Source organism: Streptomyces polyasparticus (assembly GCF_014493765.1).
GTDB classification, from domain to species: Bacteria; Actinomycetota; Actinomycetes; order Streptomycetales; family Streptomycetaceae; genus Streptomyces; species Streptomyces polyasparticus.
This window is the reverse complement of the sequence record NZ_JACTVJ010000018.1, coordinates 111,101-134,931: the sequence shown is the minus strand read 5'-3', so window position 1 is coordinate 134,931 and position 23,831 is coordinate 111,101. Positions and strand designations below refer to the sequence as shown.

Sequence of the window (23,831 nt, the reverse complement as noted above, 5' to 3'; positions counted from 1 at the left end):
TGCGGCGCTGCCTCCTACGGTGGCGTCGGAGCGGGAAGCGTACGCAGGGGCACAACGCCGCGTGGGCGGCTGACCTCAACGGTCAGCCGCCCACGCGGCGTTCGAAGCAGGTGCGCTCAGTGGAAGAAGTGGCGCGTCCCGGTGAAGTACATCGTGATGCCCGCGGCCTTCGCGGCCTCCACGACCAGCTCGTCGCGGACCGAACCGCCGGGCTGGACGATCGCCTTGACGCCCGCGGCGCCGAGCACGTCGATGTTGTCGGGGAACGGGAAGAAGGCGTCCGAGGCCACGTAGGAACCACGCGCCCGCTCCTCGCCGGCCCGCTCGACGGCCAGCTTGCAGGAGTCGACCCGGTTCACCTGACCCATGCCGACACCCACCGAGGCACCGTCCTTCGCGAGCAGGATCGCGTTGGACTTCACCGCGCGGCAGGCCTTCCACGCGAAGGCGAGGTCGGCGAGCTCGTCGGCGGACAGGGCCTCGCCCGTCGCCAGGGTCCAGTTCGCCGGGTCGTCGCCCTCGGCCTGGAGACGGTCGGTGACCTGGAGCAGCGCACCGCCGTCGACCGGCTTGACCTCCACGGCGGAGGAGGGCGCGTCGGGGCAGCGCAGGACGCGGATGTTCTTCTTGCGGGCCAGGACCTCGACCGCGCCGTCCTCGTAGTCCGGGGCCACGATGACCTCGGTGAAGATCTCGGCGACCTGCTCGGCCATCGCCACGGACACCGGGCGGTTCACGGCGATCACACCGCCGAACGCCGACAGCGGGTCGCAGGCGTGGGCCTTGCGGTGGGCCTCGGCGACGTCGTCACCGATGGCGATCCCGCACGGGTTGGCGTGCTTGATGATCGCGACGCAGGGCTCGGCGTGGTCGTACGCGGCACGGCGCGCGGCGTCCGTGTCCGTGTAGTTGTTGTACGACATCTCCTTGCCGTGCAGCTGCTCGGCGGCGGCCAGACCACCGGTGCCATCCACGTACAGGGCCGCGGGCTGGTGCGGGTTCTCGCCGTAGCGCAGCACGTTCGCGCGCTCGTACGTCGCGCCGAGGAAGTCCGGCAGGCCGCTGTCGTCCGCTGCCGCGTAGTCGGCCGCGAACCAGGAGGCGACCGCCACGTCGTACGCGGCGGTGTGCTGGAAGGCCTTGGCGGCGAACCGCTTGCGCAGGCCCAGCGTGGACCCGCCTTCCTCGACCGCGAGCAGCACCGCGGCGTACGCCTCGGGGTCGGTGACGACGAGCACCGACGGGTGGTTCTTGGCGGCGGCGCGCACCATCGACGGACCGCCGATGTCGATCTGCTCCACGCACTCGTCGGCCGAGGCGCCGGAGGCGACCGTCTCCTTGAAGGGGTACAGGTTCACGACCACGAGGTCGAACGGCTCGACGCCCAGCTCGTCGAGCTGCGCCCGGTGCGAGTCCAGGCGCAGGTCGGCGAGGATGCCGGCGTGCACGCGCGGGTGCAGCGTCTTGACCCGGCCGTCCAGGCACTCGGGGAAGCCGGTCAGCTCCTCGACCTTGGTGACGGGCACACCGGCCGCGGCGATCTTCGCGGCGGTGGAGCCGGTCGACACCAGCTGTACACCCGCCTCGTGCAGGCCCTTGGCGAACTCCTCGAGCCCGGACTTGTCGTAGACGCTGATCAGGGCGCGGCGGATGGGGCGCTGCCCGGAAGAAGCGGCGGAAGAAGCGGCAGGAGAAGCGCCAGAAGATGCGGCGGTCACGGGATGGATACCTTTCGTCCCTCAATGCGGTGGCCGTACCGGGCGAGCCGCCCCACGACCTCGACGAGCAGCCTTCGCTCGACTTCCTTGATGCGCTCGTGGAGCGCGGATTCGTCGTCCTCGTCCAGGACCTCCACCACGCCCTGCGCGATGATCGGCCCGGTGTCGACGCCGTCGTCGACGAAGTGGACGGTGCAGCCGGTGACCTTCGCGCCGTACGCGAGCGCGTCGCGCACGCCGTGGGCACCGGGGAAGGACGGCAGCAGCGCCGGGTGCGTATTGACCGTGCAGCCGCCGAACCGGGCCAGGAACTCCTTGCCCAGGATCTTCATGAAGCCCGCCGAGACCACCAGGTCCGGTGCGTACGCGGCGGTCGCCTCCGTCAGCTCGCGGTCCCAGTCGGCGCGGGTGTCGAAGTCCTTCACCCGGCACACGAAGGTCGGCAGGCCGGCCTTCTGCGCACGCTCCAGGCCGACGATGTTGTCCCGGTCCGCGCCCACGGCCACGATCTCGGCGCCGAACGCGGGGTCGGCCGCGGCATCGAGCAGCGCCTGCAGATTGGTGCCCGAACCGGACACCAGGACGACAAGCCGCTTCGGTGCGATCGGTGTGCTTACGGGGGTGGCCACGGCGGGGCCCTTTCGAATCGTCGGCGCAGAGCGGTGCGCAGCGGTGCTTGAACGGTGCTTTGTACGGTCCTACGAATGCTTCGATGCCCCCGATACGGGGAACTCTACGAAGCGCCCGACCGTCAGCAACGATACCGGCACACACGACGGCCCCCACGGGACGGTGGCGTGACCGGGAGGTAGCGTCTGGGGAGCAAGCTCCAAAGCCGCCGCCACCATCGTCGGGCGCTCCATCGACTACGGGGAAGACGCACACCTGATGCCGGACCGCATGCCCTCACCTTCGTCCTCTTCGCCGCAGGACCAGTCCCAGCAGGTCGCGCCGCAGGACACCAAGAAGGATGAGGACAACCCCTTCGCTCCGCCGCCCGAGGGCGCCCCGGAGCAGCCCTGGCGTCCCCGTCACCCCGAGGGCGGCGAAGGCGGCGAGGGTTCGGGGCCCGGCTGGAGCGCTCAGCAGCCCGGCCGTTCCTCCGGCGGCTTCGGCCAGCGGCCCGGCGGTCCCGAAGGCGGTCCCGGTGGCGCGGGCGGCCCCGGCGGCCCGGGCGGCGGCATGCGGTGGGATCCCACCGACCCCGCGCAGCGCCGTGCGCGCTATGCGCTGCTCGGCGGCATGTGGGCGTTCTTCTTCGGTCTCTTCGGCTGGCCGTATCCGGCGCTGCTGCTCGGTGCGCTCGCCGTCTACTGGGGCGTGACCTCGCTGCGCGCCAAGCCCAAGACCCCCGACCCGACGCAGCCCGCGCCCGTCGCGGGCTCCGGCAAGCCGCAGACGACGGCCGCGGTGAGCGGTCTGGTCACGGCCGGTCTGGCCCTGGCGATGGTCGCCCTGACCTTCACGGCCCAGTTGGTCTACCGCGACTACTACGTCTGCGAGCGCGACGCGAACACCCACGCGGCCCAGAAGCAGTGCGAGGACCTGCTCCCCAAGCCGCTGCGCCCGCTGCTCGGTGAGCAGGACTAGCTTCCTCGCCGTTACGTCCAACTCCGCAGGGCCGCCCAGGTGTTGGGCCCCACACGGCCGTCGACGTCCAGGCCCTTGGCGCTCTGGAAGCGCTTGACCGCGGTGCGGGTGTCCTCGCCGAACTCGCCGTCCACGCCCGCGCTGCCGACGCTGTAGCCGCGCTTGGTGAGCATGCACTGGACCTGGACGACGCGGGTGCCCTGGTGGCCGTAGACGGTCTCGGTCGTGCCCGAGTAATACGTGCAGTCGGCGATCCAGGGCGGCTTGGCGGGGGCGGCCGCGGTCTTGGTCGGGGCGGGTTCGGGGTCGCTGCCGCCGCCGCCCGTGCTGGTGGAAGCATCGCCGCCGCTCGTGCCGGCTTCCACCGTCTCGCCGGCCGTCGGCTCGGTGTCCTCGCCGCCGCCCGGTCCAGAGATCCCGGAGGCGCCTTCGCCGCCCGCGGTCGTGTCCTTCGCGCCGTCCTCGTCCTTGCCGCTCGCGGAGGGGGAGGCCTTGCCCGGCTTCTCGGGCGCCTTCGCGGAGGGGTTCTTGCCGGCGTCGCCGGGGCCTGCGGTCTCGTGCGGGCCGGAGCTCGGCGCGGCCGACCGCAGGGTGTCGTCGGCAGGGTCGGAACGGGTCAGCAGGAACGCGCCGACCGCCACGGCCGCCACGGTCAGAGCCATGGCGGCGGCCACAAGGGGCTTCTTGCCGCGGGTACGGGCAGCGGCAGACGTACGGGTATGAGGCGCGCCACCCGCCCCCGGTGCGCCGCCCCCGCCGTACGGGCCGACGACCGGGCCGGGCGACCCGTACCGGCCGGGCGGAGTGTGCGGCCCGAACTGTCCGGCGGAGGATGGGGATCCGTACTGGCCGGGTGGTGTCGACGTCTCGTATTGACCAGGCGGTGTCGATGTCCCGTACTGCCCGGGCGGGGTGTGCGGCCCCAACTGTCCGGCGGAGGAAGGGGATCCGTGCTGACCGGGTGGTGTCGGCCCTCCGTATTGACCGGGCGGCGTGGACGCCCCGTACTGACCAGGCGGGGTAGACGCCCCGTACTGCCCAGGCGGCGTGGACGGTCCGAACGGGCCCGGAGGCGGGGCGTATCCCGCGCCCTGCGCAGAGCCGTAGCCCTGCGGTGCGGGTGAGGGGGCGCGGACCGTGGGGGCGCGGAAGTGGCCGGTCTGCTGTGCCGTGGCGCGGTGCAGGATCTCGAAAGCGCGGCCGCGTGCGACGAGCCGGCCGTGCAGCGGCTCCTGCCAGGAGGCGGTGCGCGGATGCGCGTCCGCCGCCGCGACCAGCTGCCGCGGGCTCGGCCGCAGCGCGGGGTCCTTGGTCAGACAGGCCGTGAGCAGCGCCGCCAACGACGCGTCCGCGAGCGTGAGTTCGCCGATCACCTCGGCCATCGGCTCCTCGAACGCGACCCGGTGCATCACGTCCACACCGGTGCCGTCGCCGAACGGGGCGTGCCCGGTGGCCGCGTACACCAGGGTGCATGCGAGCGAGAACACGTCCGAGATCGCGTCGCAGCGGCCGTCGCGCAGATACTCGGGCGCCATGTACGCGGGCGTGCCCACCCGTGACCCGGTGCTCGTGATCGCGCTGCTGTCCACGGCCTGCGAGATGCCGAAGTCGATGATGTGGACGCCCTGCGCGGACAGGATCACGTTGGACGGCTTGAGGTCCCGGTGCACGATGCCGGTCGCCGCCAACTCGCCGAGCGCCCGCCCGAGTTCACCCACCAGGCGCCATACGCCGGCGGGTTCGAGCACGCCGTTCTCCCGTACGGCGTCCGCGAGATTGAGCCCGGGCACGTACTCCGTCGCCATCCAAAGGAGCCGGTCCTCGAACCCGGTGCCGAGCAGGCTGGGCGCGTGCGGGGTGCGGACCTTGCCGTGCACCGCGGCCTCGCGCTCGAAGCGCCGCCGGAACTCGGCGTCCTCCGCGTACTCGGGCCTGATCACCTTGATCGCGGCGAGCCCCGGCCGCTCGTCGGCGGGCCGCGCGAGATACACGCGCCCCATGCCGCCGCTGCCGAGGACGCCGATCGCCGCATACGGGCCGATCGCCCCCGGGTCGCCGGACCGCAGCGGCTCGGCGCCCGCCTGCCCCAAGGCGGCCTGGATCTGGGTGAGTTGTTCCTGATCCATGGTCCGTCCGGCCCCTCAGTAGCCCTGCGGGGCGCCGGCCGGAGCCTGGCCCGGGGGCGCCGGGTAGGCGGGGTTGCCGTACGGCTGCTGCGGGGGAAGCGGGGCGGGGGAGCGGCGCGCGCTGCCGAGCGAGACGGCCACGGCGCCGATCATCAGGCCGACCCCGCCGAGGCCGGCGATCAGCGGTTCACTGTCCTCGGTGTAGCCGACGACGCCGTTGGTCGCCTCGCAGGTCTCCTTGGGGACGGGGCGCTCCGTCGTGCCGGTGTTCACCGTGGTGCACTCGTAGCGGAAGTCGAAGGTGGCGTTCCGTGAGGTGTGTGCTTCCTCGAAGGCGAAGGCGAACATGCCGAGCCCGCCGAGCAGGAACAGGATCTGGGCCACGCGGGCGACGGGATGCATCAGCGAACTCCACCTTGACCGAGGCGTGCGCCCCTGGTTGTACGGCACCGGATGGGGGCGCCGCGGTCGCGTGGACGACGGCAGTGGCTGAGCGACGCGAGGGCAGCCGTTGCCGGCCGCCCCCGTCGGCGCACCTCCCCCGTGGCGCGCCGCACCATTGTCGAGCCCCTTGCGGCCCAGTGGAACCTCTAACTATTCAGGGTGCCCGGAACTCGATTCAGGGCTCAGCACCGCTCCACGAGCCGGTGCGAGAGCGGTGCGTACGTGCCCGCCAGATTTCCCTGGTTGCGCGCGGCCGTGCAGCCGGTGCGCCGGCTCTCCCGCTGCAGATCGAAGCCGGCGGGCGTGAAATCGCGGCCGCGGAAGTACTCCACGCCGCCGAACGCGGCCGGGTCACCAGCGTTGTAGTAGACCGAGCGCACCGGTGCGTCCCTCGTCCACGGGCAGGTCTCGGGACCCGAGAGCCAGTCGGTGTCCGACTCCTTCCAACTGCACATCTGCCCGGTGCCGTTCTCCTCGCTGAAGAAGCAGACGGACTTCGCCGGGCAGTGGTGGTAGCCGTAGCCGACCTCGTCCTCGCGCGTTTCGTATACGGCCGCCACTCCCACGAGCGCGGCGACGACGGCCGTCACCAGGGCGGGCCGGCGCCAGCGCAGCGGCCGCAGCCGCGGCAGCCGGCCCGAGGGAGCCGCGCCCGCGGCCCGCTCGACCCGGCGGAGCAGCGATCCCGTGTCGTGCTCCGCCCGCTCCGCGTGCGTACGGGCGAGGCAGTCCCTGACGATCTGCCGCCATGCGTCGGGGAGTCCGGGCGAGAGGCGCAGGTCCTCGGTGCCCCGCGCGTACCGTACGAGCGCGTCGCTGCGGGCCTCGGCCGTGCCGCCGGGCAGCGGATGCGTCCCGGTGAGCACGAGATGGGCGAGGACGCCGAAGGCCCACAGGTCGGTGCTCGGCCGGATCTGCCGTCCGCGTTCGCCGAGTTCGGCCCAGTGGAGCTCGGGCGGGGTGTAGTCGGGGGTCGAGAAACCGGGGGAGTAGGCGGCGGTGCCCTCCATCTCCGCGGCGAGGTTGAAGTCCGCGAGCCGTACCGAACCGTCCTTCATCAGAAGGACGTTGGCGGGCTTGAGGTCTCCGTGCACCCAGCCCGCGTGGTGCAGCTGATGCAGTCCCTCGCAGACCTGCGCGAGCAGCGCCGGACCGGCGGCCGGTGCCGTGGAACGCTTCAGCAGCGCGTGCAGCGAGGTCTCCGCCCGCTCCAGGACGAGCACGGTCGCGCCGTCGAGCTCCGGCTCGCCGGGCGCGTCCACCGTGAGGGTCTCGTACATGCGGATGAGCCGCGGTGAGCGCAGCCGGCTGAGCAACTCGATCTCGCGCTCGGCGAGTTCGCGCAGATGGTTGAGGCGGCGCGGCGTGCTGGTGCCCGTGGGCAGGAACTTGAGCGCGACCCCGGCCGGCAGCTGCCTGTCCGCCGAAGCGCCCTTCGACTCGTTCACCGCCTCGTCCGCCGGCCCGCCCCCGGCGATGCGCCGCGCCGCGTACACACTGCCGAACGCGCCGCTGGCGAGCGGCGCGAGCACCTCCCAGGAGCCGACGCGGAAACCCTTCGGCACGGGCACGGCGTACGGGGTCTCGCTCATGGCGCCATCTCGGGTGCCGTGCAGCCGAGGACGACGAGGTCCTCTTCGCGTACGAGATCGAAGCGCAGCGCGAGGGAGACCAGGGATTCCTTCTTGCCGTTGACCCGCAGGCCCGGCGCGTACTCCTCCGCCGCGCGCTTGAGGCGCAGCTTCACCGCGAGATAGTCGATGTTCCAGTACACGGACGAGCGGTTGGCCGAGGGCCAGGTGTGCCGCAGCCGTTCCACGATCTGGTCGACGGTGGGCACGGGTGCGTGCGGTTCCCCGCGCAGCCGGGGCTCGCACAGGGCGGCGAGCACCGCGTAGTACCGCTTGGTGCGGTCGAGGGCGAAGGCCGGTGCGGTGGCGGGTCCGGACAGACCGCCGCGCGGTGCGGTGCGGTACGTGTGGCGCGGCGCCCACACCTCGAACGCGAGCAGATCGCCGCCGGCGGGCAGCACCACCCGGGAGAACTCGAACGGCACCGGTGCGTCGATCCGGCCGGGCCCGACCTTGATGTGCTCGCCCGCGCCTTCCGGGTTCTCCACCACGTAGGTCTGGTTGTCGCTGAGGTTGTTGAGGATCCAGAAGGCGCGATGGGCGGTGATCTCGCCCGCGATCCGCGGCACCCCTTCATGGCCGAGCTTCAGACCGTTCCCCGGTGTGTCCCGCCCGAAGGGCAGTACTTCCCCGGACGCGAGCTCGATCCGCCCGCCGCGCTGTGTCCGTTCCCCGCCACCTGCCGGTGGCACCACGATGATGCTGTGCACCTTTAGTCCCCCTCATGCCCCGCAGAGGAGTCAGCGTAAGGGGATCGCGCGGCGGAGGGGAAAGCTTCACGGGGCCATGGCCTGTCGCGCCGCGCCGGGTGTTCTGTTGATTCTCCTCGCCTCGTCGAGTGCGCGCAGACGGATCCGACTGCGGGTGCGCAACTCCCCTTGATACGGGGCGGGTACGACATCCCATGCGTAGCGCAGGGCCTCCAGGAGCGTGCTCACGCGGACCCGGGCCGCGGCGTCCCCGTACAGGCGCTCGTGCCTGCCTCGTGCACCGCGTTGAGCCGTGACCCCGAGTTCATCGGTTCAGCAGGTGACTTGAGGTGCAGCTTTACGGCGAGGCAGTCGATGTTCCACTGCACCGTGGCGCGGCTCGCCGGGTGCGAGCCGGGCCACGGCCTGCCCCACCGTCGGTACGGGGGCGTGCGGTGCGGTGGCACCGCGATGATGCTGTCCGGACTGCGCACGTCGTCCCCCGATGCAGCCGGACACCGTCAGGGCAGAACGCGCGCAAAAGGCCGCACCCCCCTTCGTATGAAGAGGGGTGCGGCCCTGTGGTGCGGATGGCGCGGTTCAGTAGCGGGGGCGCTGGAACCAGGCGGCGCCGTCCGACTTGCCGACGAACACGGCGATCAGGACGGCCATCACGGTGTGCGCGAGACCGATGAGGATGAACGGGTAGACGCCGAGGGCGGCCGTGATGATGGCGAACACCATCGTGGTGATGCGGACGCCGTTGCCGCCGCTGCCCTGCTTCACACCGAGCACGATGGCGAAGATGCCCCAGGCGAGCACGGCGACGGTGACGGCCCACAGCGCGCCGGCCGAGTAGTCGGCGAGCTGCTGGAACTGCACGTCGTCCTTGAGCGTCTCGTCGTTCTTCGCTGCCGAGATGGCCATGGCGGTCAGGGCGATCAGGATGGCGCCTATGACCTGCAGGCCGCCGATCACGAACAGCATGACGCGGCCGGCCTTCACACCGCCCGGCATGCTGACGGGGCCGCCCGGGTAGCCGCCGTACTGCTGCTGTACCGGCGGGGCCTGCGGGTAGCCGTATCCGGGCTGCTGGCCCTGCTGCGGGTAGCCGTAACCGGGCTGGCCCTGCTGCTGGCCGTAGGGATTGTTGGGGTCGCCGAAGCTCATTGGGGTGGTTCCTCCGTTGCTGCACACGTGCGGGGACGACGCGGCGCGCACGGAGGTCTGCTGCAGCAACATGCCGGAGTATCCGTAATGTCCGCCTATGCCCACCCCCGGCACTGCCCGCGGCACTGGCCGAACATGGTTCCTGCGTGCCGCGCTTTTGTCCAGATGCGCAGGGTCGGCGTCGTGCGGGTGCAATCCCCGCGGTGCGGGGCGGCAGGCGATTGGAGCCCGGCCCCCTCCATCGGCGAGTATGGGACCCATGACCGCCCAGATTCTCGATGGCAAGGCCACCGCGGCCGCGATCAAGGCCGAGCTCACCGTTCGCGTGGAAGCACTCAAGGCGCGCGGCATCACCCCCGGACTCGGCACCGTGCTCGTCGGTGAGGACCCCGGCAGCCAGAAGTACGTCGCCGGCAAGCACCGCGACTGCGCGCAGGTCGGCATCGCCTCGATCCAGCGCGAGCTGCCCGCGACCGCCTCGCAGGAGGAGATCGAGGCCGTCGTCCGCGAGCTCAACGAGGACCCGGCCTGCACCGGCTACATCGTGCAGCTGCCGCTGCCCAAGGGCGTCGACGAGAACCGGATCCTCGAGCTGATGGACCCGGACAAGGACGCCGACGGTCTGCACCCGATGAACCTGGGCCGCCTCGTCCTCAACGAGCCGGCGCCGCTGCCCTGCACGCCCAACGGCGTGATCACGCTGCTCCGGCAGTACGGGGTGGAGATCAACGGTGCCGAGGTGGTGGTCGTCGGCCGTGGCGTGACCATCGGGCGTCCGATGCCGCTGCTGCTCACGCGCCGCTCCGAGAACGCGACCGTGACCCAGTGCCACACCGGCACCCGCGATCTGGCCGCCCACCTCAAGCGCGCCGACATCATCGTGGCCGCGGCGGGTGTGCCGCATCTGATCAAGCCCGAGGACGTGAAGCCGGGCGTCGCGGTCCTCGACGTCGGCGTCTCGCGCGACGAGAGCGGCAAGATCGTCGGCGATGTGCACCCCGGTGTCGCCGAGGTCGCGTCCTGGATCTCGCCCAACCCGGGCGGCGTCGGACCGATGACCCGCGCCCAGCTGCTCGTCAACGTCGTGGAGGCCGCCGAGCGCGCGGCCGGTGGTCACGGTGTCGGCTGAGAACGAGGCGGTCCCGCCGGACGGCACCGGGCCCGAGGGCGCGGTGCCGGCGGGGGAGTCCGCGGCGCAGGAGCCTGAGGTCGCGACGGGGAAGCCGGAGTCCGCGGCGCACGAGTCCGCGGCGCACGAGCCCGCCGAGCCGACGGCCCGCTCCGCCGTGTCCGGCGGTGAGCCGCCCGTCAAGAAGTCCCGCCGCTTCCCCCTGTTCACGAAGGACACCGCGCGCCCCGAGGGCGGCGGCCGCGCGGCGCCCGGCGACGCGCCCGCGCCGGCCCGGCAGTGGCCGGTGCTCACGGTGCTCGGGGTGACCGCGATCGGCCTGATCCTCACGGCCTTCGACGTCTGGCGCGCGGGCACCCTGCTGATCGGTGTCGCGCTGCTCATCGGCGCCGTGCTGCGCCGCATGCTCCCCTCGGTCGGGATGCTGGCCGTGCGCTCGCGGTTCACCGACATGGTCACGTACGGCATGCTCGGCTTCGCGATCGTCATGCTCGCGCTGATGGCGCAGCCGGATCCGGTCCTGGAGATCCCCTTCCTGGACGAGACGCTGCACTTCACGATCAGCAGCTGAGCGCCCGCACCACCCGGCCGTCACGCACGCCCGCACCACCCGGCCGTCACGCGGCGGCCGGGCCTGGGGGGATCGTCCCATCCTGGTGGGAAACCGGTTACCCATTTTCGGAGCCCAGGGCTCAACTTCCCCTGCCTGCCCCCTTGTCAGGCATGGAAAGCGGTTACATGCTGTCCGGCACGCCTCGCGACACGAGCCCCGGGAGTATGCCCATGCCCCACGTACCTCGTCTCAGCCGCCGCAGTGTTCTGGGGGGTGCGGCAGCCGCCGGCGCCGTCCTCCTCGCGGCCCCGCCCGCCTCGGCGGCCGCCACCGGAGCAGCCGCCGACGAGTACGACACCCTTCTCATGCGGGCGGAACAGCTACTCACCGGCGGCGAGTTCGACCCGGCCGCCCCCGACTTCGCCGCCGCGCTCGCCAAGCTCTCCGCCGACGCGGACAAGTGGTGGGGGACCATGGACCGTTCGGCGGGCCGTACCGCCGTCTGGCCCGATCTCGCCCCGGTCTCCGACTCGGCCATGTTCGGCCAGAGCTACCCGCGCCTGCGCACTCTCGCCACCGCCTGGGCCACGCCCGGCACATCGCTCGCCGGCAAGTCGGAGGTCGTCGAGGCGATCGTCTCCGCGCTGCGCCTGCTGCACGACGGCGGCTTCAACGCGGCCGCGCAGGAGACCGGCAACTGGTGGTTCTGGGAGATAGGTTCGCCCCGCGCCCTGCTCGACACCTGCGTCCTGGTCCGCGCGCACCTGCCCGCCGCGGACCTCGCGGACTACCTGGCCACCGTGCACAAGTGGTGCCCCAACGCCGACAAGCGCGTGGCCGGCGGCCTCATCGAGACCGGCGGCAATCGCGCCGACAAGGCCGTCACCGTCGCCCTGCACGGACTGCTCGCCCGCGATCCCGCCAAGCTCGTCTCGGCCCGCGACAGCGTCTCGGACGTGGCCGGCGGCGGAAAGAACAGCCTCTTCGCGTACGTCACCAAGGGCGACGGCTTCTACGAGGACGGCTCCTTCATCCAGCACGGAACGGTCGCGTACACCGGCACGTACGGCAATGTGCTGCTCTCCGGCGCCGCGTACATCCTCGCCCTGCTCGGCAACTCCACCTGGCAGGTCACCGACCCGAAGGTGTCGGTGATCTTCGACGCGGTGGAGCGGACCTTCTCGCCGGTGGTCTTCGACGGCCTGATGATGGACTCGCAGAACGGCCGCGCGGTCTCCCGTATGAAGGCCAACGACGCCACGAACGGCGCCGCGACCATCACCAACATCCTCCTGCTGGCCCTCGCCGCCCCCGCCGAACAGGCCGCCCGCTGGCGGGCGTTGGTCAAGGGCTGGATCACGCGCAACAAGGCGGTCCCCTATCTGAGGACCGCGGGCGTCCCGCAGATCGCCCGGGCCCGCGCGGTCCTCGACGACACCGCGGTGCCGGCCGCGCCCCGCCTCACCGGCGCGCAGGTCTTCGCGGACATGGACCGCGTGGTGCAGCGCAGGCCCGGCTGGGCGCTGAGCCTCGGCCTGTCCTCGGCGCGGGTCGCCGCGTACGAGTGCGGCAACTTCGAGAACAAGAAGGCCTGGTACCAGGGCGACGGCGTCACCTACGTCTACGTCCCCGACGACCTCGCGCACTACGGCGACGCGTACTGGGCCACCGTCGACCTGTACCGCCTGCCGGGCACGACCGTCGACACCCGGCAGCGGGCGAAGGTCGGCGACGCGGCGGGCACGCGCGTGTACCAGCCCGCGAACAGGACCGCGGGCGGCGCATCCCTCGGCGGCCGGTTCGCCGCGGCGGCGATGGACCTGATCGCGGACGGTTCGACGCTGCGCGCGCACAAGGCCTGGTTCACCTTCGACGGCGCGGTGGTCGCGCTCGGCGCCGGGATCACCGCGAGCGACGGCCGTACGGTCGAGACGGTCGTCGAGAACCGCCATCTGCACGCGACCGGCAGCAACCGCCTCCTCGTCGACGGCCTGGCCCAGTCCGCCGCGCAGGGCTGGCGCCAGGACTTCGCCCGCGCCGGCTGGGCCCACCTGGAAGGCACCGGCGGCTATGTCTTCCCCGGCCGGGCGGCGCTCAAGGCGCTGCGCGAGGAGCGCACGGGCACCTGGGCCGACATCAACACCGGCGCCGACACCGGCGGCACCACGGACCCGATCACCCGCCGGTATCTGACGCTGTGGCTCGACCACGGCATCTCGCCGGCGAACAGCACGTACTCCTATGTGCTGCTGCCCGGCGCCTCCGCCGACGAGACGGCCGCCTGGGCGGCCTCGAGCCCGGTCGCCGTCCTCGCCAACTCGCCGACGGTGCAGGCCGTCGAGTCCCGCCGCGACGGCGTCCTCGCCGCGCACTTCTGGGCCCCGGGCAGCGTGGCGGGCCTCGGCTGCTCGGGCGCCGCGACCGTGCTCGTCCGGCGCCGCGACGAGGGCGTCGAGGTGGCGGTCGCGGACTCCTCCCGTACGCAGGAGTCGGTGACGCTCACGCTGCCGTTCGCCGTACGCGAGGTGGTCGCGGCCGACGACACGGTCTCCGTCACGCCGGGTCGCCGCCCCGTCGTCACCGTCCGGGTCGGCGGCTCACGCGGCCACACCCACACGGCGAAGCTCGCCTGAGCCCGGCCTCTGCCCCACAGCACGTCATGCACCACTCCCCCCATTCCTCACCGGAGGTGTCATGCACGTACGACCGCGACTTCTCGCGCTGACCGCCGCGGCATCGGCCATGGTGCTCCTGACGTCCTCACCGGCGTTCGCGGCCGTCATCCGGAACGGCGAGGCGAGCCAGGGGCTCGGCGTCTTCGAAGGCGTCGAATGCCCCGCGCCCGGCAGCCTCGTCACCTCCGAGCAGACGGACGGCCACGCCCGCGTGTTCCGTTACACCAAGGCCGTGGGCATGGACCGCTGCGAATCCCGCGGCATCAAGACGGGTGGCTCGGCGTATACGTTCCGGAACAACAGCACGTACTGGATCGGCTGGGAGCAGAACTTCTCGGTGGTGCCCGGCAGCGGTTCCGACTTCGTGCCGTTCCAGTGGAAGTCGTATCCGAACAGCCAGCAGAACTACCCGGTCCTGATGACCGTGGGCAACGGCATGGTGCAGCTGAAGTACGTCGGCCCGGGCGAGGTGTGGCACACCATCTGGACACGCGAGGTCAAGGCCTTCGAGTGGCACCGGGTCGCCCTCGGCATCCACACCTCGGACTCCGCGTCCGGCGGCTGGATCGAGCTCTACTACGACGGCATCCAGCGCACGTTCAGCAACGGCTCGACCCGGTACACGGGCCGCACCTGGGACAGCGACAACCGCCCCAAGTGGGGCGCGTACGACCGCGGGAACACCGCCACCGAGATCATCAACCGCGTGGACCGCCTGATGATCGGCACGAGCTACGCGGACGTCGGCTGAGACGGCGCGCGGGCCCGCCGGGACATCCCGGGCGAAGGAACCGAACCCACCGTTCCATCCGTCACCCGGACATACCGGTGAAGAGCCGGTGAGGGGAGAGAGCGGTGGGAAGCTGGCAGCCGCTGCCGGAGGCATATCCGGCTGAAGTGGTGCATTTCATCGAGCAGTTACGGCTGCTCAAGGACCGTACGGGGATGAGCCTCGTCGCGCTCGGCGCGCGTACCGCGTACAGCAAATCCTCCTGGCAGCGCTATTTGAACGGACAGCAGCCGCCGCCCCGCAAGGCGGTGCTCGCACTCTGCCGCGTCGCGGGCCTGGACGCGGCGGAGGCGGCGCGCTTCGGCGCGCGCTGGGAGCTGGCCCTGCGCGCCTGGCCCAGGCCGGACGCGGTACGGCCGCGGCTCGCGGACGCCGTACGGTCCGACGGCGCGCGCCCCGATGCCGTACGGGGTGACGCGGGCGCCGCCTCCGCCCTGGGGGAGCGCGACGACTACGACAGCGACGACCCGGACACCCTGCCGTGGTGGATTCCGCTGGACGAGCCGGGGCCCGAAAGGGCGCCGTCCTGGCGCGTGTTGACGTACGGGGCGGCCGCCGCGCTCGTGATCCTGCTCGCGGCGCTGCTGTTCCTCCTCACGTAGGCACGCCTCCTCACGTAGGCACGTCATGGAGACGGGCTCCTCGCTGGGAAGCGAGGAGCCCGTCGTCGTGCCGGGTGCCGGACCGCTGATGACGCGGTTCTCGGCTCAGTACGTGGCCTTCTTCCACTGGCCGCCGACCTTCACGTGGTACTTGCCGCTCCAGCGCTTGAAGTTGACGTCGTGCTCGTAGCCGGCGTAGCTGACCGTGCCGCCGCTGCCCGCGAAGAGGAAGTCGTCCGCGTAACCGAAGGTCTGCTTGCCGACGATGCCGTCGACCGCCAGCCCCTCACGCTTCTGCCAGTACTTCGTGGCCGACTCGGTGCGCTTGCCGAAGTGGCCGTCGATCTCGCTCTTCGTGTACGTGTGCCACTTGCCGTCCGACCCCTTGTACTTGGCGCCGTCGGCCCACAGGATCGTCTGCCACAGCCGCGTCGCCTTGCTGTGGGCGTGCGAGGTGCGCGAAAGGTTCCCCTCTTCCTTCCAGTCGTTCGTCGGGTCGCCGCTGCCGTCGATCACCTGCTGGCCGGTGGCCACCGCGGCCGGTGCGACACCGGCGACCGCGAGACCTGTACCCGTCAGGACGGCCATGGCCGCGAGACCGAGTCGATTGCGCATGCTGAGGTGCATCTGAGCTCCCCCCGTAGGTGTCTTGACACATCGAGCTTGTCCGGCCGGAGAGGTTGCACAAAAGCAATCTCGCGACGGTCGGGACCCTGCGGGACGTCCCGTACGCTGACCTGGGGTTCCCACGCGGGCCGTGGGACGCCGATGGGACACTGCAGTTCGACCACGAGGGCGCGCGACGGGGCGCACCCTGACCCGTAATGCTCCCGTGCGCCGGTGCCGGGGGAACTGAGACCCTTGCTTCTGGCATCCCTGTGGGTAGCCATGGGGGCGCTTTTACCCGGCCTTGGGAAGGGCGGGGCAAGGGCATGCAGGGCTGCGCACACGGGTACGTCTGGGCACGACACGGGGGGACAAGGGGGAAGCAATGCCTCGTTGGAGGGCGCTACCGGAGGAACTCGACCCGCAGGTACGCGAGTTCGCGAGCCAGCTGCGCAGGCTCGTGGACCGCAGCGGGCTGAGTATCGCCGCGGTGGCGGACCGTACGGGCTACAGCAAGACATCGTGGGAGCGCTATCTGAACGGCCGGCTGCTCGCGCCCAAGGGCGCGATCGTGGCTCTGGCCGAGGTCACCGGCACCAACCCGATGCATCTGACCACCATGTGGGAGCTCGCGGAGCGCGCCTGGAGCCGCTCCGAGATGCGTCACGACATGACCATGGAGGCGATCCGGATCTCCCAGGCGCGCGCCGCGCTCGGTGAGTTCGGACCGGGGCCCGCCAAGGGACGGAACGGCAAACCGCGCGCCGCGGGCGCCGCTGCCGCCCATCCGCCGACGCAGCCTGCGTCCACGTACAGCCCGGCCGGGCAGCAGTCCGGCGCGGCTTCGGCCCCGGGCGCGCGTTCCTACGGCCCGCCGTCCGGGCCCGGGCGCCCGGAGCGTCCGGCTCCCGCGCGGGGCGGCTCGCCCGACGGGCAGCGCAGGAAGCGGAAGCTGACGATGTTCCTCGCGGGCGTGGTCGGCGCGCTCGTGGTCATCGCGGCCGCGGTGTTCCTCACCGACTTCGGCAAGGACGACGGCGGGGACCCGGTGGGCAACAAGCCGCCCGCGACCCCGACCACCAGCAATCCGAGCCTGCCCGAAGGCGTCGAGTGCAGCGGTGACTCCTGCGCCGGCAAGGACCCGGAGGAGATGGGCTGCGGCGGCACGCTGGCGACCTCGCCGCCGGTCGACGTCACGGTCGGCGAGGCCAAGGTCGAGGTCCGCTACAGCAAGACCTGCGGCGCGGCCTGGGGCCGTATCACCTCGGCGAGCCCCGGTGACACCGTGGAGATAAGGGTGAAGGGCGAGAAGACGCAGACCGCCGAGGTCAACGGAGACTTCGACGCGTACACCCCGATGATCCCGGTGAAGAACGTCAAGGACGCGAAGGCCTGCGTGACGCTGGGCGACGGACAGACCGGCTGCACGAAGTAGACGGGCCGACCGGCTGCACGAAGTAGACGGGCAGACCGGCTGCACGAAGTAGACGGACAGACCGGCTGCACGAAGTAATTCGGGATACGGGCGCATGACCGGCGTCAGCCGGGGCACGCGCCCAGTACCCCCACGGGATGTGATGACACACCCCGCAGAGCGGCCGCCGCGCTCACCTCTCCCGAGCGGCGGCCGCTTTCGCGCGTCCGTGCAGCTCGCGGGCGTGTGTGCGGGGCCACACGAGGGCGGGGTCAAAGGGAGCGCCGGGCGCGATAGCCTGACCGGTGGATCTCCCTTGACGTCAAGAGATCGATCATCGAGGCGTCGCCCTGGGAGCTCCCCAGCACCGGGGCAGGGACCCCCACCGCCAGCTGTCTTAACGGAGATCGCCATGACCCGCACTCCCGTGAATGTCACCGTCACCGGCGCTGCCGGCCAGATCGGTTACGCGCTGCTCTTCCGTATCGCCTCCGGCCATCTGCTCGGCCAGGACGTGCCGGTCAAGCTGCGTCTCCTCGAGATCCCGCAGGGCGTCAAGGCCGCCGAGGGCACCGCCATGGAGCTCGACGACTGCGCCTTCCCGCTGCTTCAGGGCATCGACATCTTCGACGACCCGAACAAGGGCTTCGAGGGCGCCAACATCGGCCTGCTCGTCGGCGCCCGCCCCCGTGGCCCGGGCATGGAGCGCGGTGACCTGCTCGCCGCCAACGGCGGCATCTTCAAGCCGCAGGGCAAGGCCATCAACGACCACGCCGCGGACGACGTCAAGGTCCTCGTCGTGGGCAACCCGGCGAACACCAACGCGCTGATCGCCCAGGCCGCCGCCCCGGACGTACCGGCCGAGCGCTTCACCGCGATGACCCGCCTCGACCACAACCGTGCGCTCTCGCAGCTCTCGCAGAAGACCGGTGTCCCGGTCTCCGAGATCAAGAAGCTCACGATCTGGGGCAACCACTCCGCCACCCAGTACCCGGACATCTTCCACGCCACGGTCGCCGGCAAGAACGCCGCCGAGGTCGTGAACGACGAGAAGTGGCTGGCCGAGGACTTCATCCCGACCGTCGCCAAGCGCGGTGCCGCGATCATCGACGCCCGTGGCGCCTCGTCGGCCGCCTCCGCCGCCAACGCCGCGATCGACCACATCTACTCCTGGGTCAACGGCACCCCGGAGGGCGACTGGGTCTCCATGGGTATCCCGTCGGACGGCTCCTACGGCGTCCCCGAGGGCCTCATCTCCTCGTTCCCCGTCACCACCAAGGACGGCAAGTACGAGATCGTCCAGGGCCTGGACATCAACGAGTTCTCCCGTGCGCGCATCGACGCCTCGGTCAAGGAGCTCGAGGAGGAGCGCGCGGCGGTCCGCGAGCTCGGCCTGATCTAGGTTCTTCCCCCGTACGCACCGAAGTCCCGGTTCCCTTCAGGGAGCCGGGACTTCGGCGTATCGGCCACGGTCGGGACGCGCGACCCGGCAGCCCTACGGTCAGGACTGCTGCTTCTGCAGCTCCTTGATGTCCACCGTCTCGCCGGCCGGAGGGGTCTCACTGGTCACGGGCTTGTTGTAGTCGGAGAGCAGCACCGTCTCCTTCTTGCCGTCCTCGTTGTTGACGATCTTCAGCGGGTACGGCTCGCCCTCGGTGGCGACGTCGATCGTGCTCTTCTCGCCCTTGTCGGTGGCCTCGATCGTGATCGTCTCCTGGCCGTCGACGCTGGACTTGCCGCCCTTCTTGAGGTCGTCGGAGTCGTCGTCCGACTTCATCTCCTTCTGCAGCTCCTTGAGGTTGCACGAGGAGGAAAGGTCGCTCATCTGGGGGTCGTTGGCGTCGCCCACGAGGTACTTGTCGCCGAGCAGCTTCGACACGGCCTCGCCCTGCGGACCACCCGTGGCCTTCCAGAACTGCGGGTCGGCCTTGATCCACACCTTGTCGCCGCGCTTGAGGATGTCGAAGCTGCCCTTGCCGGTGCCCATCTCGAAGGTGCCCGAGCAGTTGCCGTCCTGGTCGACGTGCAGGTCGAAGGCCGTGGGTCCGTCGTCGCCCGTGCCGCCGCTCATCGCCATCCGCAGCGACTTGGCGTCGAGCAGCGACTGCTGCGCCGCGTCGCTGATCTCCTTGGCGCTCTTGTCGGCGATGCTGTCACCGCCCGCATCGTCCCCGCATGCGGCGAGGGTGCCCATGAGCAGTCCCGCACACAGCGTGACTCCGGCGGCGCTCAGCGTCCTTCGACGGGTCGTGGACATCGCTTCTCCTCGATAGGGAACAGACCGCCCAGATGGGCAGGTTCAGGACGCAGAATCCTAGCGCCGAGTGACCCGGACCACTTTCCGTAAACCAATGCGCATGCCTTCGACGCGTGGGGGCAGGGGCTTCCGATCACACGCGACTACGCGCGGTGAATGTTTCGGGAACGGAAGGCAAGACGCGAAGTGTCGGCACAACAGACCATCCACGTGGACGGAGAGTGGCGAAACGCCCTCGACGGTTCCACGCGCGAGATCCTCGACCCCGCCGAGGCCCGCCCGTTCACCGTCGTCGCCGAGGGGGGCGCGGCCGACGCCGATCTGGCGATCGCCGCCGCGCGCCGCGCCTTCGACGAAGGCCCCTGGCCCCAAACGCCGGTCGCCGAACGGGCCGCGCTGCTGCGGCGCGTGGCGGACTTCCTCGTACGGGACCGTGAAGAGCTCGGGCTCCTGGAGAGCCGGGACGCGGGCAAGACCGTCGAGGAGGGCCGGGTCGACGTCGACTGCGTGGCCGACGCCTTCCGCTACTTCGCCGATCTGGTGATCGGCGAAGGTCCGGGGCGGGTCGTCGACGCGGGCTCCGACACCGTGCACAGCACCGTCGTGCACGAGCCGGTCGGAGTCTGCGCGATGATCACGCCCTGGAACTACCCGCTTCTTCAGGCCAGTTGGAAGATCGCCCCGGCTCTCGCCGCGGGCAACACCTTCGTCGTCAAGCCCAGCGAGATCACCCCGCTGACCACGGTCGCCCTGATCCGCCTGCTCGAAGAGGCCGGTCTGCCGGCCGGTGTCGCGAACATCGTGACCGGCCCGGGCCACACCGTCGGCGCCCGGTTCGCCGAGCACCAGGACGTCGACCTCATCTCGTTCACCGGCGGCCTCATCAGCGGTACCAAGGTGGCCGAGGCCGCGGCGAAGAGCGTCAAGAAGGTCGCGCTCGAACTCGGCGGCAAGAACCCCAACGTGGTCTTCGCCGACGCCTGCGCCACCGAGGAGGGCTTCGACACGGCCGTCGACCAGGCCCTGAACGCCGCGTTCATCCACAGCGGCCAGGTCTGCTCGGCCGGCGGCCGCCTCATCGTCGAGGAGTCCGTCCGCGAGCGCTTCGTCGCCGAACTCGCCCGCCGTGCCTCGCAGATCAGGCTCGGCCGCGGCACCGCCGACGGTGTCGAGTGCGGACCCCTCGTATCGCAGCAGCAGTTGGACAAGACCGAGGGATACGTGGCCTCCGCCCTGGCGGAAGGCGCGGTCCTGCGCTGCGGCGGCAAGCGCCCCGCACCGAGCGAGGACCGGCCCGCCGAGGGCTACTTCTACGAGCCGACCGTCCTCGACCGGTGCCACCGCGAGATGCGCGTCGTACGCAAGGAGGTCTTCGGCCCCGTCCTGACCGTCGAGACCTTCACCACCGAGGACGAGGCCCTGGCGCTCGCCAACGACACCGAGTACGGGCTCGCGGGCGCCGTGTGGACCTCGGACAACTCCAAGGCGCGGCGGATGGCCCGCCGGATGCGGCACGGCACCGTCTGGATCAACGACTTCCACCCGTATCTGCCGCAGGCGGAATGGGGCGGCTTCGGCAAGTCCGGCGTCGGGCGCGAGCTCGGCCCTTCGGGTCTGGCCGAGTACCGCGAGACCAAGCACATCTACCAGAACCTGGACCCGCGGCCCGTCCGCTGGTTCGCGGGCTGAGAGGGCCGAAAGGGGCTGACCACCCGGCCGACCCGACGCACAGCGCCAACACCCATTACGCGACGCACCTTTAGCACCACGAAGGGGAACACGCACATGCCTCAATACGACTACGTAGTCGTCGGAGGTGGCACCGCAGGCTCGGTGATCGCCTCCCGGCTGACCGAGGACCCAGGAGTCACGGTCGCCGTCATCGAGGGCGGCCCGAGCGATGTGGGGCGCGACGACGTGCTCACCCTGCGCCGCTGGATGGGCCTGCTCGGCGGTGAACTCGACTACGACTACCCGACGACCGAGCAGCCCCGCGGCAACTCGCACATCCGGCACAGCCGCGCCCGGGTGCTCGGCGGGTGTTCCTCGCACAACACCCTGATCGCGTTCAGGCCGCTGCCGTCCGACTGGGACGAGTGGGCCGAGCACGGCGCCGAGGGCTGGGACGCCGCGTCGATGTCCCCGTACTTCGACAAGCTGCTCAACAACATCGTGCCGGTGGACGAGAAGGACCGGAACGCGATCGCCCGCGACTTCGTGGACGCCGCGCAGACCGCGCTCGGGGTGCCGCGCGTCGAGGGCTTCAACAAGCAGCCCTTCGACGAGGGCGTGGGCTTCTTCGACCTCGCGTACCACCCCGAGAACAACAAGCGCTCCAGCGCCTCGGTCGCGTATCTCCATCCCGTGATGGACGAGCGCCCCAACCTGACGATCCTGCTTGAGACCTGGGCGTACCGGCTCGAGCTCGAAGGCACCCGGGCGCGCGGTGCCCACGTCCGCACGAAGGACGGCGAGGAGCTCTACGTCGAGGCCGCGCGCGAGGTCATCGTGTGCGCGGGCGCCGTGGACACGCCCCGGCTGCTGCTGCACTCCGGCATAGGCCCGCGCGAGCAGCTCGAAGCGCTCGGGATACCCGTGGTGCACGACCTGCCGGGCGTCGGCGAGAACCTGCTCGACCACCCCGAGTCCGTGATCGTCTGGGAGACGCACGGACCGATCCCCGAGAACTCCGCGATGGACTCGGACGCGGGGCTCTTCGTGCGCAGGGACCCGCAGTTCAAGGGCCCCGACCTGATGTTCCACTTCTACCAGATACCGTTCACGGACAATCCGGAGCGGATCGGGTACGAGCGGCCTGCGTACGGCGTCTCGATGACGCCGAACATCCCGAAGCCCCGCAGTCGTGGGCGCCTCTACCTCACCAGCAAGGACCCCGAGGTCAAACCCGCCCTCGACTTCCGGTACTTCACCGACGAGGACGACTACGACGGCCGCACCCTGGTCGACGGAATCAAGATCGCGCGGGAGATCGCCCAGACCGAACCGCTCGCGTCCTGGCTCAAGAGCGAGGTTGCGCCCGGCCCCCATGTGACCGACGACGAAGAGCTCAGCGCGTACGCGCGCCAGGTCGCCCACACCGTCTACCACCCCGCGGGTACCTGCCGAATGGGTGCCTCCGCTGATGAACTTGCCGTAGTGTCCCCGGACTTGACGGTCCGCGGCCTCAGCGGCGTCCGGATCGCCGATGCGTCCGTCTTCCCGACGATGCCCGCGGTCAACCCGATGATCGGGGTCCTGATGGTGGGCGAGAAATGCGCCGAGCTGCTGACCGGGAGTGATGCCTGATGACCGGCACGGATACAGCCAAGACCGCCACGAACACGGCCGAGGCGGCCACTGGTGCCGGCAGGACCGGCCCCGTCTTCGCCGTACGAGACCTGTGGAAGGTGTTCGGGCCGCGCGCCCAGCGCATCCCGGGCAACCCCGAGTACGCCGGCCTGAGCGCGGGCGAACTGCGCGAGAGGACCGGCTGCACCGCGGCCGTACGCGATGTCAGCTTCGAGGTGAAGCGCGGCGAGGTCTTCGTCGTGATGGGCCTGTCGGGCTCCGGAAAGTCCACGCTCGTAAGGACGTTGACCCGCCTCATCGAGCCCACGTCGGGCTCCATAGCCATCGACGGCGAGGACGTACTCGCCATGGACAAGAACCGGCTGCGCGAACTGCGCCGCCACCAGACCGCGATGGTCTTCCAGAACTTCGGCCTGCTGCCGCACCGCACGGTCCTCGACAACGTTGCTTACGGCCTGGAGATCCAGGGCATGGGCAAGGCCGAGCGCCGCGCCAAGGCCATGGAAGTCGTCGCCAAGGTCGGCCTCGAAGGCCTCGAACAGCGCCGCCCGGTGCAGCTCTCCGGCGGTCAGCAGCAGCGCGTGGGCCTGGCCCGCGCCCTCGCCGTGGACCCCGAAGTACTGCTCTTCGACGAGCCGTTCAGCGCCCTCGACCCGCTGATCCGCCGCGATATGCAGGAGGAGGTCATCCGCCTGCACCGCGAAGAGGGCCGCACCATGGTCTTCATCACCCACGACCTCAGCGAGGCACTCAGGCTCGGCGACCGCATCATGCTGATGCGCGACGGCGGCATCGTGCAGCTGGGCACGCCCGAGGAGATCGTCGCCAACCCGGCCGACGACTATGTACGGGACTTCGTCCGTGATGTGGCCCGCGAGCAGGTCATCTCGGTACGCCGCGCGATGCGCCAGGCCGACGGCGACGAGGCCACGACGGGCGCCGCGATCGCTCCGGACACCCTGGTCGTCGACGCCATCGAGGCTGTCGCCCGCACCGGCGCCCACTGCCGAGTCGTCGAGGGCAACCGCACCCTCGGCGTCGTGGACGAGTCTCAACTGCTCGCCGTGGTCGCCGGGTTGGACGGCGACGCGGGCGAGCCCCGCGGCAAGGCGGTGGCTGCCGTATGAG

20 protein-coding genes are annotated in these 23,831 nt (G+C 71.0%); 11 read left to right on the top strand and 9 right to left on the bottom strand.

Annotated features, from left to right (window positions below):
* Positions 1–116: 116 nt before the first annotated feature.
* Positions 117–1,718, bottom strand: coding sequence for a bifunctional phosphoribosylaminoimidazolecarboxamide formyltransferase/IMP cyclohydrolase (purH, locus tag H9Y04_RS32370; protein WP_187817666.1), 1,602 nt, complete (start codon positions 1,716–1,718; stop codon positions 117–119).
* A complete protein-coding gene (gene purN / locus H9Y04_RS32365) occupies positions 1,715–2,323 on the bottom strand; it encodes a phosphoribosylglycinamide formyltransferase (protein ID WP_187817777.1) in 609 nt (202 codons plus the stop codon). The genes purH and purN overlap by 4 nt, the downstream gene beginning before the upstream one ends.
* Positions 2,324–2,618: 295 nt before the next feature.
* Between purN and H9Y04_RS32360 the strand changes: the two genes are divergently transcribed.
* Complete coding sequence (locus H9Y04_RS32360; protein ID WP_236071755.1) at positions 2,619–3,308, top strand: hypothetical protein; 690 nt, start codon at positions 2,619–2,621, stop codon at positions 3,306–3,308.
* Between the two features lie 11 nt (positions 3,309–3,319).
* On the opposite strand, the gene H9Y04_RS32355 is transcribed toward H9Y04_RS32360, so the two are convergent.
* From H9Y04_RS32355 to H9Y04_RS32335, 5 genes are all read right to left on the bottom strand, one after another.
* A complete protein-coding gene (locus tag H9Y04_RS32355; RefSeq protein WP_187817665.1) occupies positions 3,320–5,434 on the bottom strand; it encodes a protein kinase domain-containing protein in 2,115 nt (704 codons plus the stop codon).
* Positions 5,435–5,449: 15 nt separating this feature from the next.
* Positions 5,450–5,836 carry a hypothetical protein gene (locus H9Y04_RS32350; protein WP_187817664.1) on the bottom strand — a complete coding sequence of 129 codons (387 nt, stop codon included), beginning with the start codon at positions 5,834–5,836 and terminating at the stop codon, positions 5,450–5,452.
* A gap of 224 nt (positions 5,837–6,060) precedes the next feature.
* The gene (locus H9Y04_RS32345; RefSeq protein ID WP_187817663.1) at positions 6,061–7,470 is read right to left on the bottom strand and encodes a serine/threonine-protein kinase; all 1,410 of its coding nucleotides are present in this window, start codon (positions 7,468–7,470) and stop codon (positions 6,061–6,063) included.
* Positions 7,467–8,219: an FHA domain-containing protein gene (locus tag H9Y04_RS32340; protein ID WP_187817662.1), complete on the bottom strand. Its 753-nt coding sequence runs from the start codon at positions 8,217–8,219 to the stop codon at positions 7,467–7,469. Before H9Y04_RS32340 ends, H9Y04_RS32345 begins: the two co-directional genes overlap by 4 nt.
* 579 nt (positions 8,220–8,798) lie before the next feature.
* Complete coding sequence (locus H9Y04_RS32335) at positions 8,799–9,368, bottom strand: hypothetical protein (protein ID WP_187817661.1); 570 nt, start codon at positions 9,366–9,368, stop codon at positions 8,799–8,801.
* Positions 9,369–9,627: 259 nt separating this feature from the next.
* On the opposite strand from H9Y04_RS32335, the gene H9Y04_RS32330 reads away from it, so the two are divergent.
* The 5 genes from H9Y04_RS32330 to H9Y04_RS32310 all read left to right on the top strand — a co-directional run bounded on the left by H9Y04_RS32330 (position 9,628) and on the right by H9Y04_RS32310 (position 15,117).
* Positions 9,628–10,497, top strand: a complete 870-nt coding sequence (locus H9Y04_RS32330) for a bifunctional methylenetetrahydrofolate dehydrogenase/methenyltetrahydrofolate cyclohydrolase (protein WP_187817660.1) — start codon at positions 9,628–9,630, stop codon at positions 10,495–10,497.
* Positions 10,487–11,068 (top strand): DUF3017 domain-containing protein, encoded by a 582-nt coding sequence (locus H9Y04_RS32325; RefSeq protein WP_308801340.1) that lies wholly within the window; start codon positions 10,487–10,489, stop codon positions 11,066–11,068. The genes H9Y04_RS32330 and H9Y04_RS32325 overlap by 11 nt, the downstream gene beginning before the upstream one ends.
* A 212-nt stretch (positions 11,069–11,280) precedes the next feature.
* A complete protein-coding gene (locus H9Y04_RS32320; protein WP_306660201.1) occupies positions 11,281–13,683 on the top strand; it encodes a polysaccharide lyase 8 family protein in 2,403 nt (800 codons plus the stop codon).
* A 61-nt stretch (positions 13,684–13,744) separates the two neighbouring features.
* Positions 13,745–14,476, top strand: a complete 732-nt coding sequence (locus H9Y04_RS32315) for a heparin lyase I family protein (protein ID WP_187817658.1) — start codon at positions 13,745–13,747, stop codon at positions 14,474–14,476.
* A 104-nt stretch (positions 14,477–14,580) separates the two neighbouring features.
* Entirely contained in the window at positions 14,581–15,117 is a 537-nt protein-coding gene (locus H9Y04_RS32310; RefSeq protein WP_187817657.1) for a helix-turn-helix domain-containing protein, read from the top strand.
* A gap of 105 nt (positions 15,118–15,222) precedes the next feature.
* On the opposite strand, the gene H9Y04_RS32305 is transcribed toward H9Y04_RS32310, so the two are convergent.
* Positions 15,223–15,744, bottom strand: coding sequence for a peptidoglycan-binding domain-containing protein (locus H9Y04_RS32305; RefSeq protein ID WP_236071754.1), 522 nt, complete (start codon positions 15,742–15,744; stop codon positions 15,223–15,225).
* Positions 15,745–16,108: 364 nt separating this feature from the next.
* Here H9Y04_RS32305 and H9Y04_RS32300 point away from each other — a divergent pair, with 364 nt between their 5' ends.
* Both H9Y04_RS32300 and H9Y04_RS32295 read left to right on the top strand, forming a co-directional pair.
* Positions 16,109–17,158, top strand: a complete 1,050-nt coding sequence (locus tag H9Y04_RS32300) for a helix-turn-helix domain-containing protein (RefSeq protein WP_187817656.1) — start codon at positions 16,109–16,111, stop codon at positions 17,156–17,158.
* A gap of 391 nt (positions 17,159–17,549) precedes the next feature.
* A complete protein-coding gene (locus H9Y04_RS32295; RefSeq protein WP_187817655.1) occupies positions 17,550–18,539 on the top strand; it encodes a malate dehydrogenase in 990 nt (329 codons plus the stop codon).
* A 99-nt stretch (positions 18,540–18,638) separates the two neighbouring features.
* On the opposite strand, the gene H9Y04_RS32290 is transcribed toward H9Y04_RS32295, so the two are convergent.
* A complete protein-coding gene (locus tag H9Y04_RS32290; RefSeq protein WP_187817654.1) occupies positions 18,639–19,394 on the bottom strand; it encodes a DcrB/PsbP domain-containing protein in 756 nt (251 codons plus the stop codon).
* 156 nt (positions 19,395–19,550) lie between these two features.
* Between H9Y04_RS32290 and H9Y04_RS32285 the strand changes: the two genes are divergently transcribed.
* The 3 genes from H9Y04_RS32285 to H9Y04_RS32275 all read left to right on the top strand — a co-directional run bounded on the left by H9Y04_RS32285 (position 19,551) and on the right by H9Y04_RS32275 (position 23,830).
* Complete coding sequence (locus tag H9Y04_RS32285; protein WP_187817653.1) at positions 19,551–21,083, top strand: aldehyde dehydrogenase family protein; 1,533 nt, start codon at positions 19,551–19,553, stop codon at positions 21,081–21,083.
* A 96-nt stretch (positions 21,084–21,179) separates the two neighbouring features.
* Positions 21,180–22,700: a GMC family oxidoreductase gene (locus tag H9Y04_RS32280; protein ID WP_187817652.1), complete on the top strand. Its 1,521-nt coding sequence runs from the start codon at positions 21,180–21,182 to the stop codon at positions 22,698–22,700.
* Positions 22,700–23,830: a quaternary amine ABC transporter ATP-binding protein gene (locus tag H9Y04_RS32275; RefSeq protein WP_187817651.1), complete on the top strand. Its 1,131-nt coding sequence runs from the start codon at positions 22,700–22,702 to the stop codon at positions 23,828–23,830. Before H9Y04_RS32280 ends, H9Y04_RS32275 begins: the two co-directional genes overlap by 1 nt.
* Position 23,831 lies beyond the last annotated feature (1 nt).

What these genes read in the sequence shown, in the direction of transcription:
- H9Y04_RS32335 (WP_187817661.1), bottom strand. Translation starts at nt 9,368, where the DNA reads ATGAGCTTCGGCGACCCCAACAATCCCTACGGCCAGCAGCAGGGCCAG.
- H9Y04_RS32295 (WP_187817655.1), top strand. Translation starts at nt 17,550, where the DNA reads ATGACCCGCACTCCCGTGAATGTCACCGTCACCGGCGCTGCCGGCCAG.
- H9Y04_RS32305 (WP_236071754.1), bottom strand. Translation starts at nt 15,744, where the DNA reads ATGCACCTCAGCATGCGCAATCGACTCGGTCTCGCGGCCATGGCCGTC.
- H9Y04_RS32300 (WP_187817656.1), top strand. Translation starts at nt 16,109, where the DNA reads ATGCCTCGTTGGAGGGCGCTACCGGAGGAACTCGACCCGCAGGTACGC.
- H9Y04_RS32285 (WP_187817653.1), top strand. Translation starts at nt 19,551, where the DNA reads ATGTTTCGGGAACGGAAGGCAAGACGCGAAGTGTCGGCACAACAGACC.
- H9Y04_RS32355 (WP_187817665.1), bottom strand. Translation starts at nt 5,434, where the DNA reads ATGGATCAGGAACAACTCACCCAGATCCAGGCCGCCTTGGGGCAGGCG.
- H9Y04_RS32330 (WP_187817660.1), top strand. Translation starts at nt 9,628, where the DNA reads ATGACCGCCCAGATTCTCGATGGCAAGGCCACCGCGGCCGCGATCAAG.
- H9Y04_RS32345 (WP_187817663.1), bottom strand. Translation starts at nt 7,470, where the DNA reads ATGAGCGAGACCCCGTACGCCGTGCCCGTGCCGAAGGGTTTCCGCGTC.
- H9Y04_RS32350 (WP_187817664.1), bottom strand. Translation starts at nt 5,836, where the DNA reads ATGCATCCCGTCGCCCGCGTGGCCCAGATCCTGTTCCTGCTCGGCGGG.
- H9Y04_RS32280 (WP_187817652.1), top strand. Translation starts at nt 21,180, where the DNA reads ATGCCTCAATACGACTACGTAGTCGTCGGAGGTGGCACCGCAGGCTCG.
- H9Y04_RS32320 (WP_306660201.1), top strand. Translation starts at nt 11,281, where the DNA reads ATGCCCCACGTACCTCGTCTCAGCCGCCGCAGTGTTCTGGGGGGTGCG.
- H9Y04_RS32290 (WP_187817654.1), bottom strand. Translation starts at nt 19,394, where the DNA reads ATGTCCACGACCCGTCGAAGGACGCTGAGCGCCGCCGGAGTCACGCTG.
- H9Y04_RS32315 (WP_187817658.1), top strand. Translation starts at nt 13,745, where the DNA reads ATGCACGTACGACCGCGACTTCTCGCGCTGACCGCCGCGGCATCGGCC.
- H9Y04_RS32275 (WP_187817651.1), top strand. Translation starts at nt 22,700, where the DNA reads ATGACCGGCACGGATACAGCCAAGACCGCCACGAACACGGCCGAGGCG.
- H9Y04_RS32360 (WP_236071755.1), top strand. Translation starts at nt 2,619, where the DNA reads ATGCCCTCACCTTCGTCCTCTTCGCCGCAGGACCAGTCCCAGCAGGTC.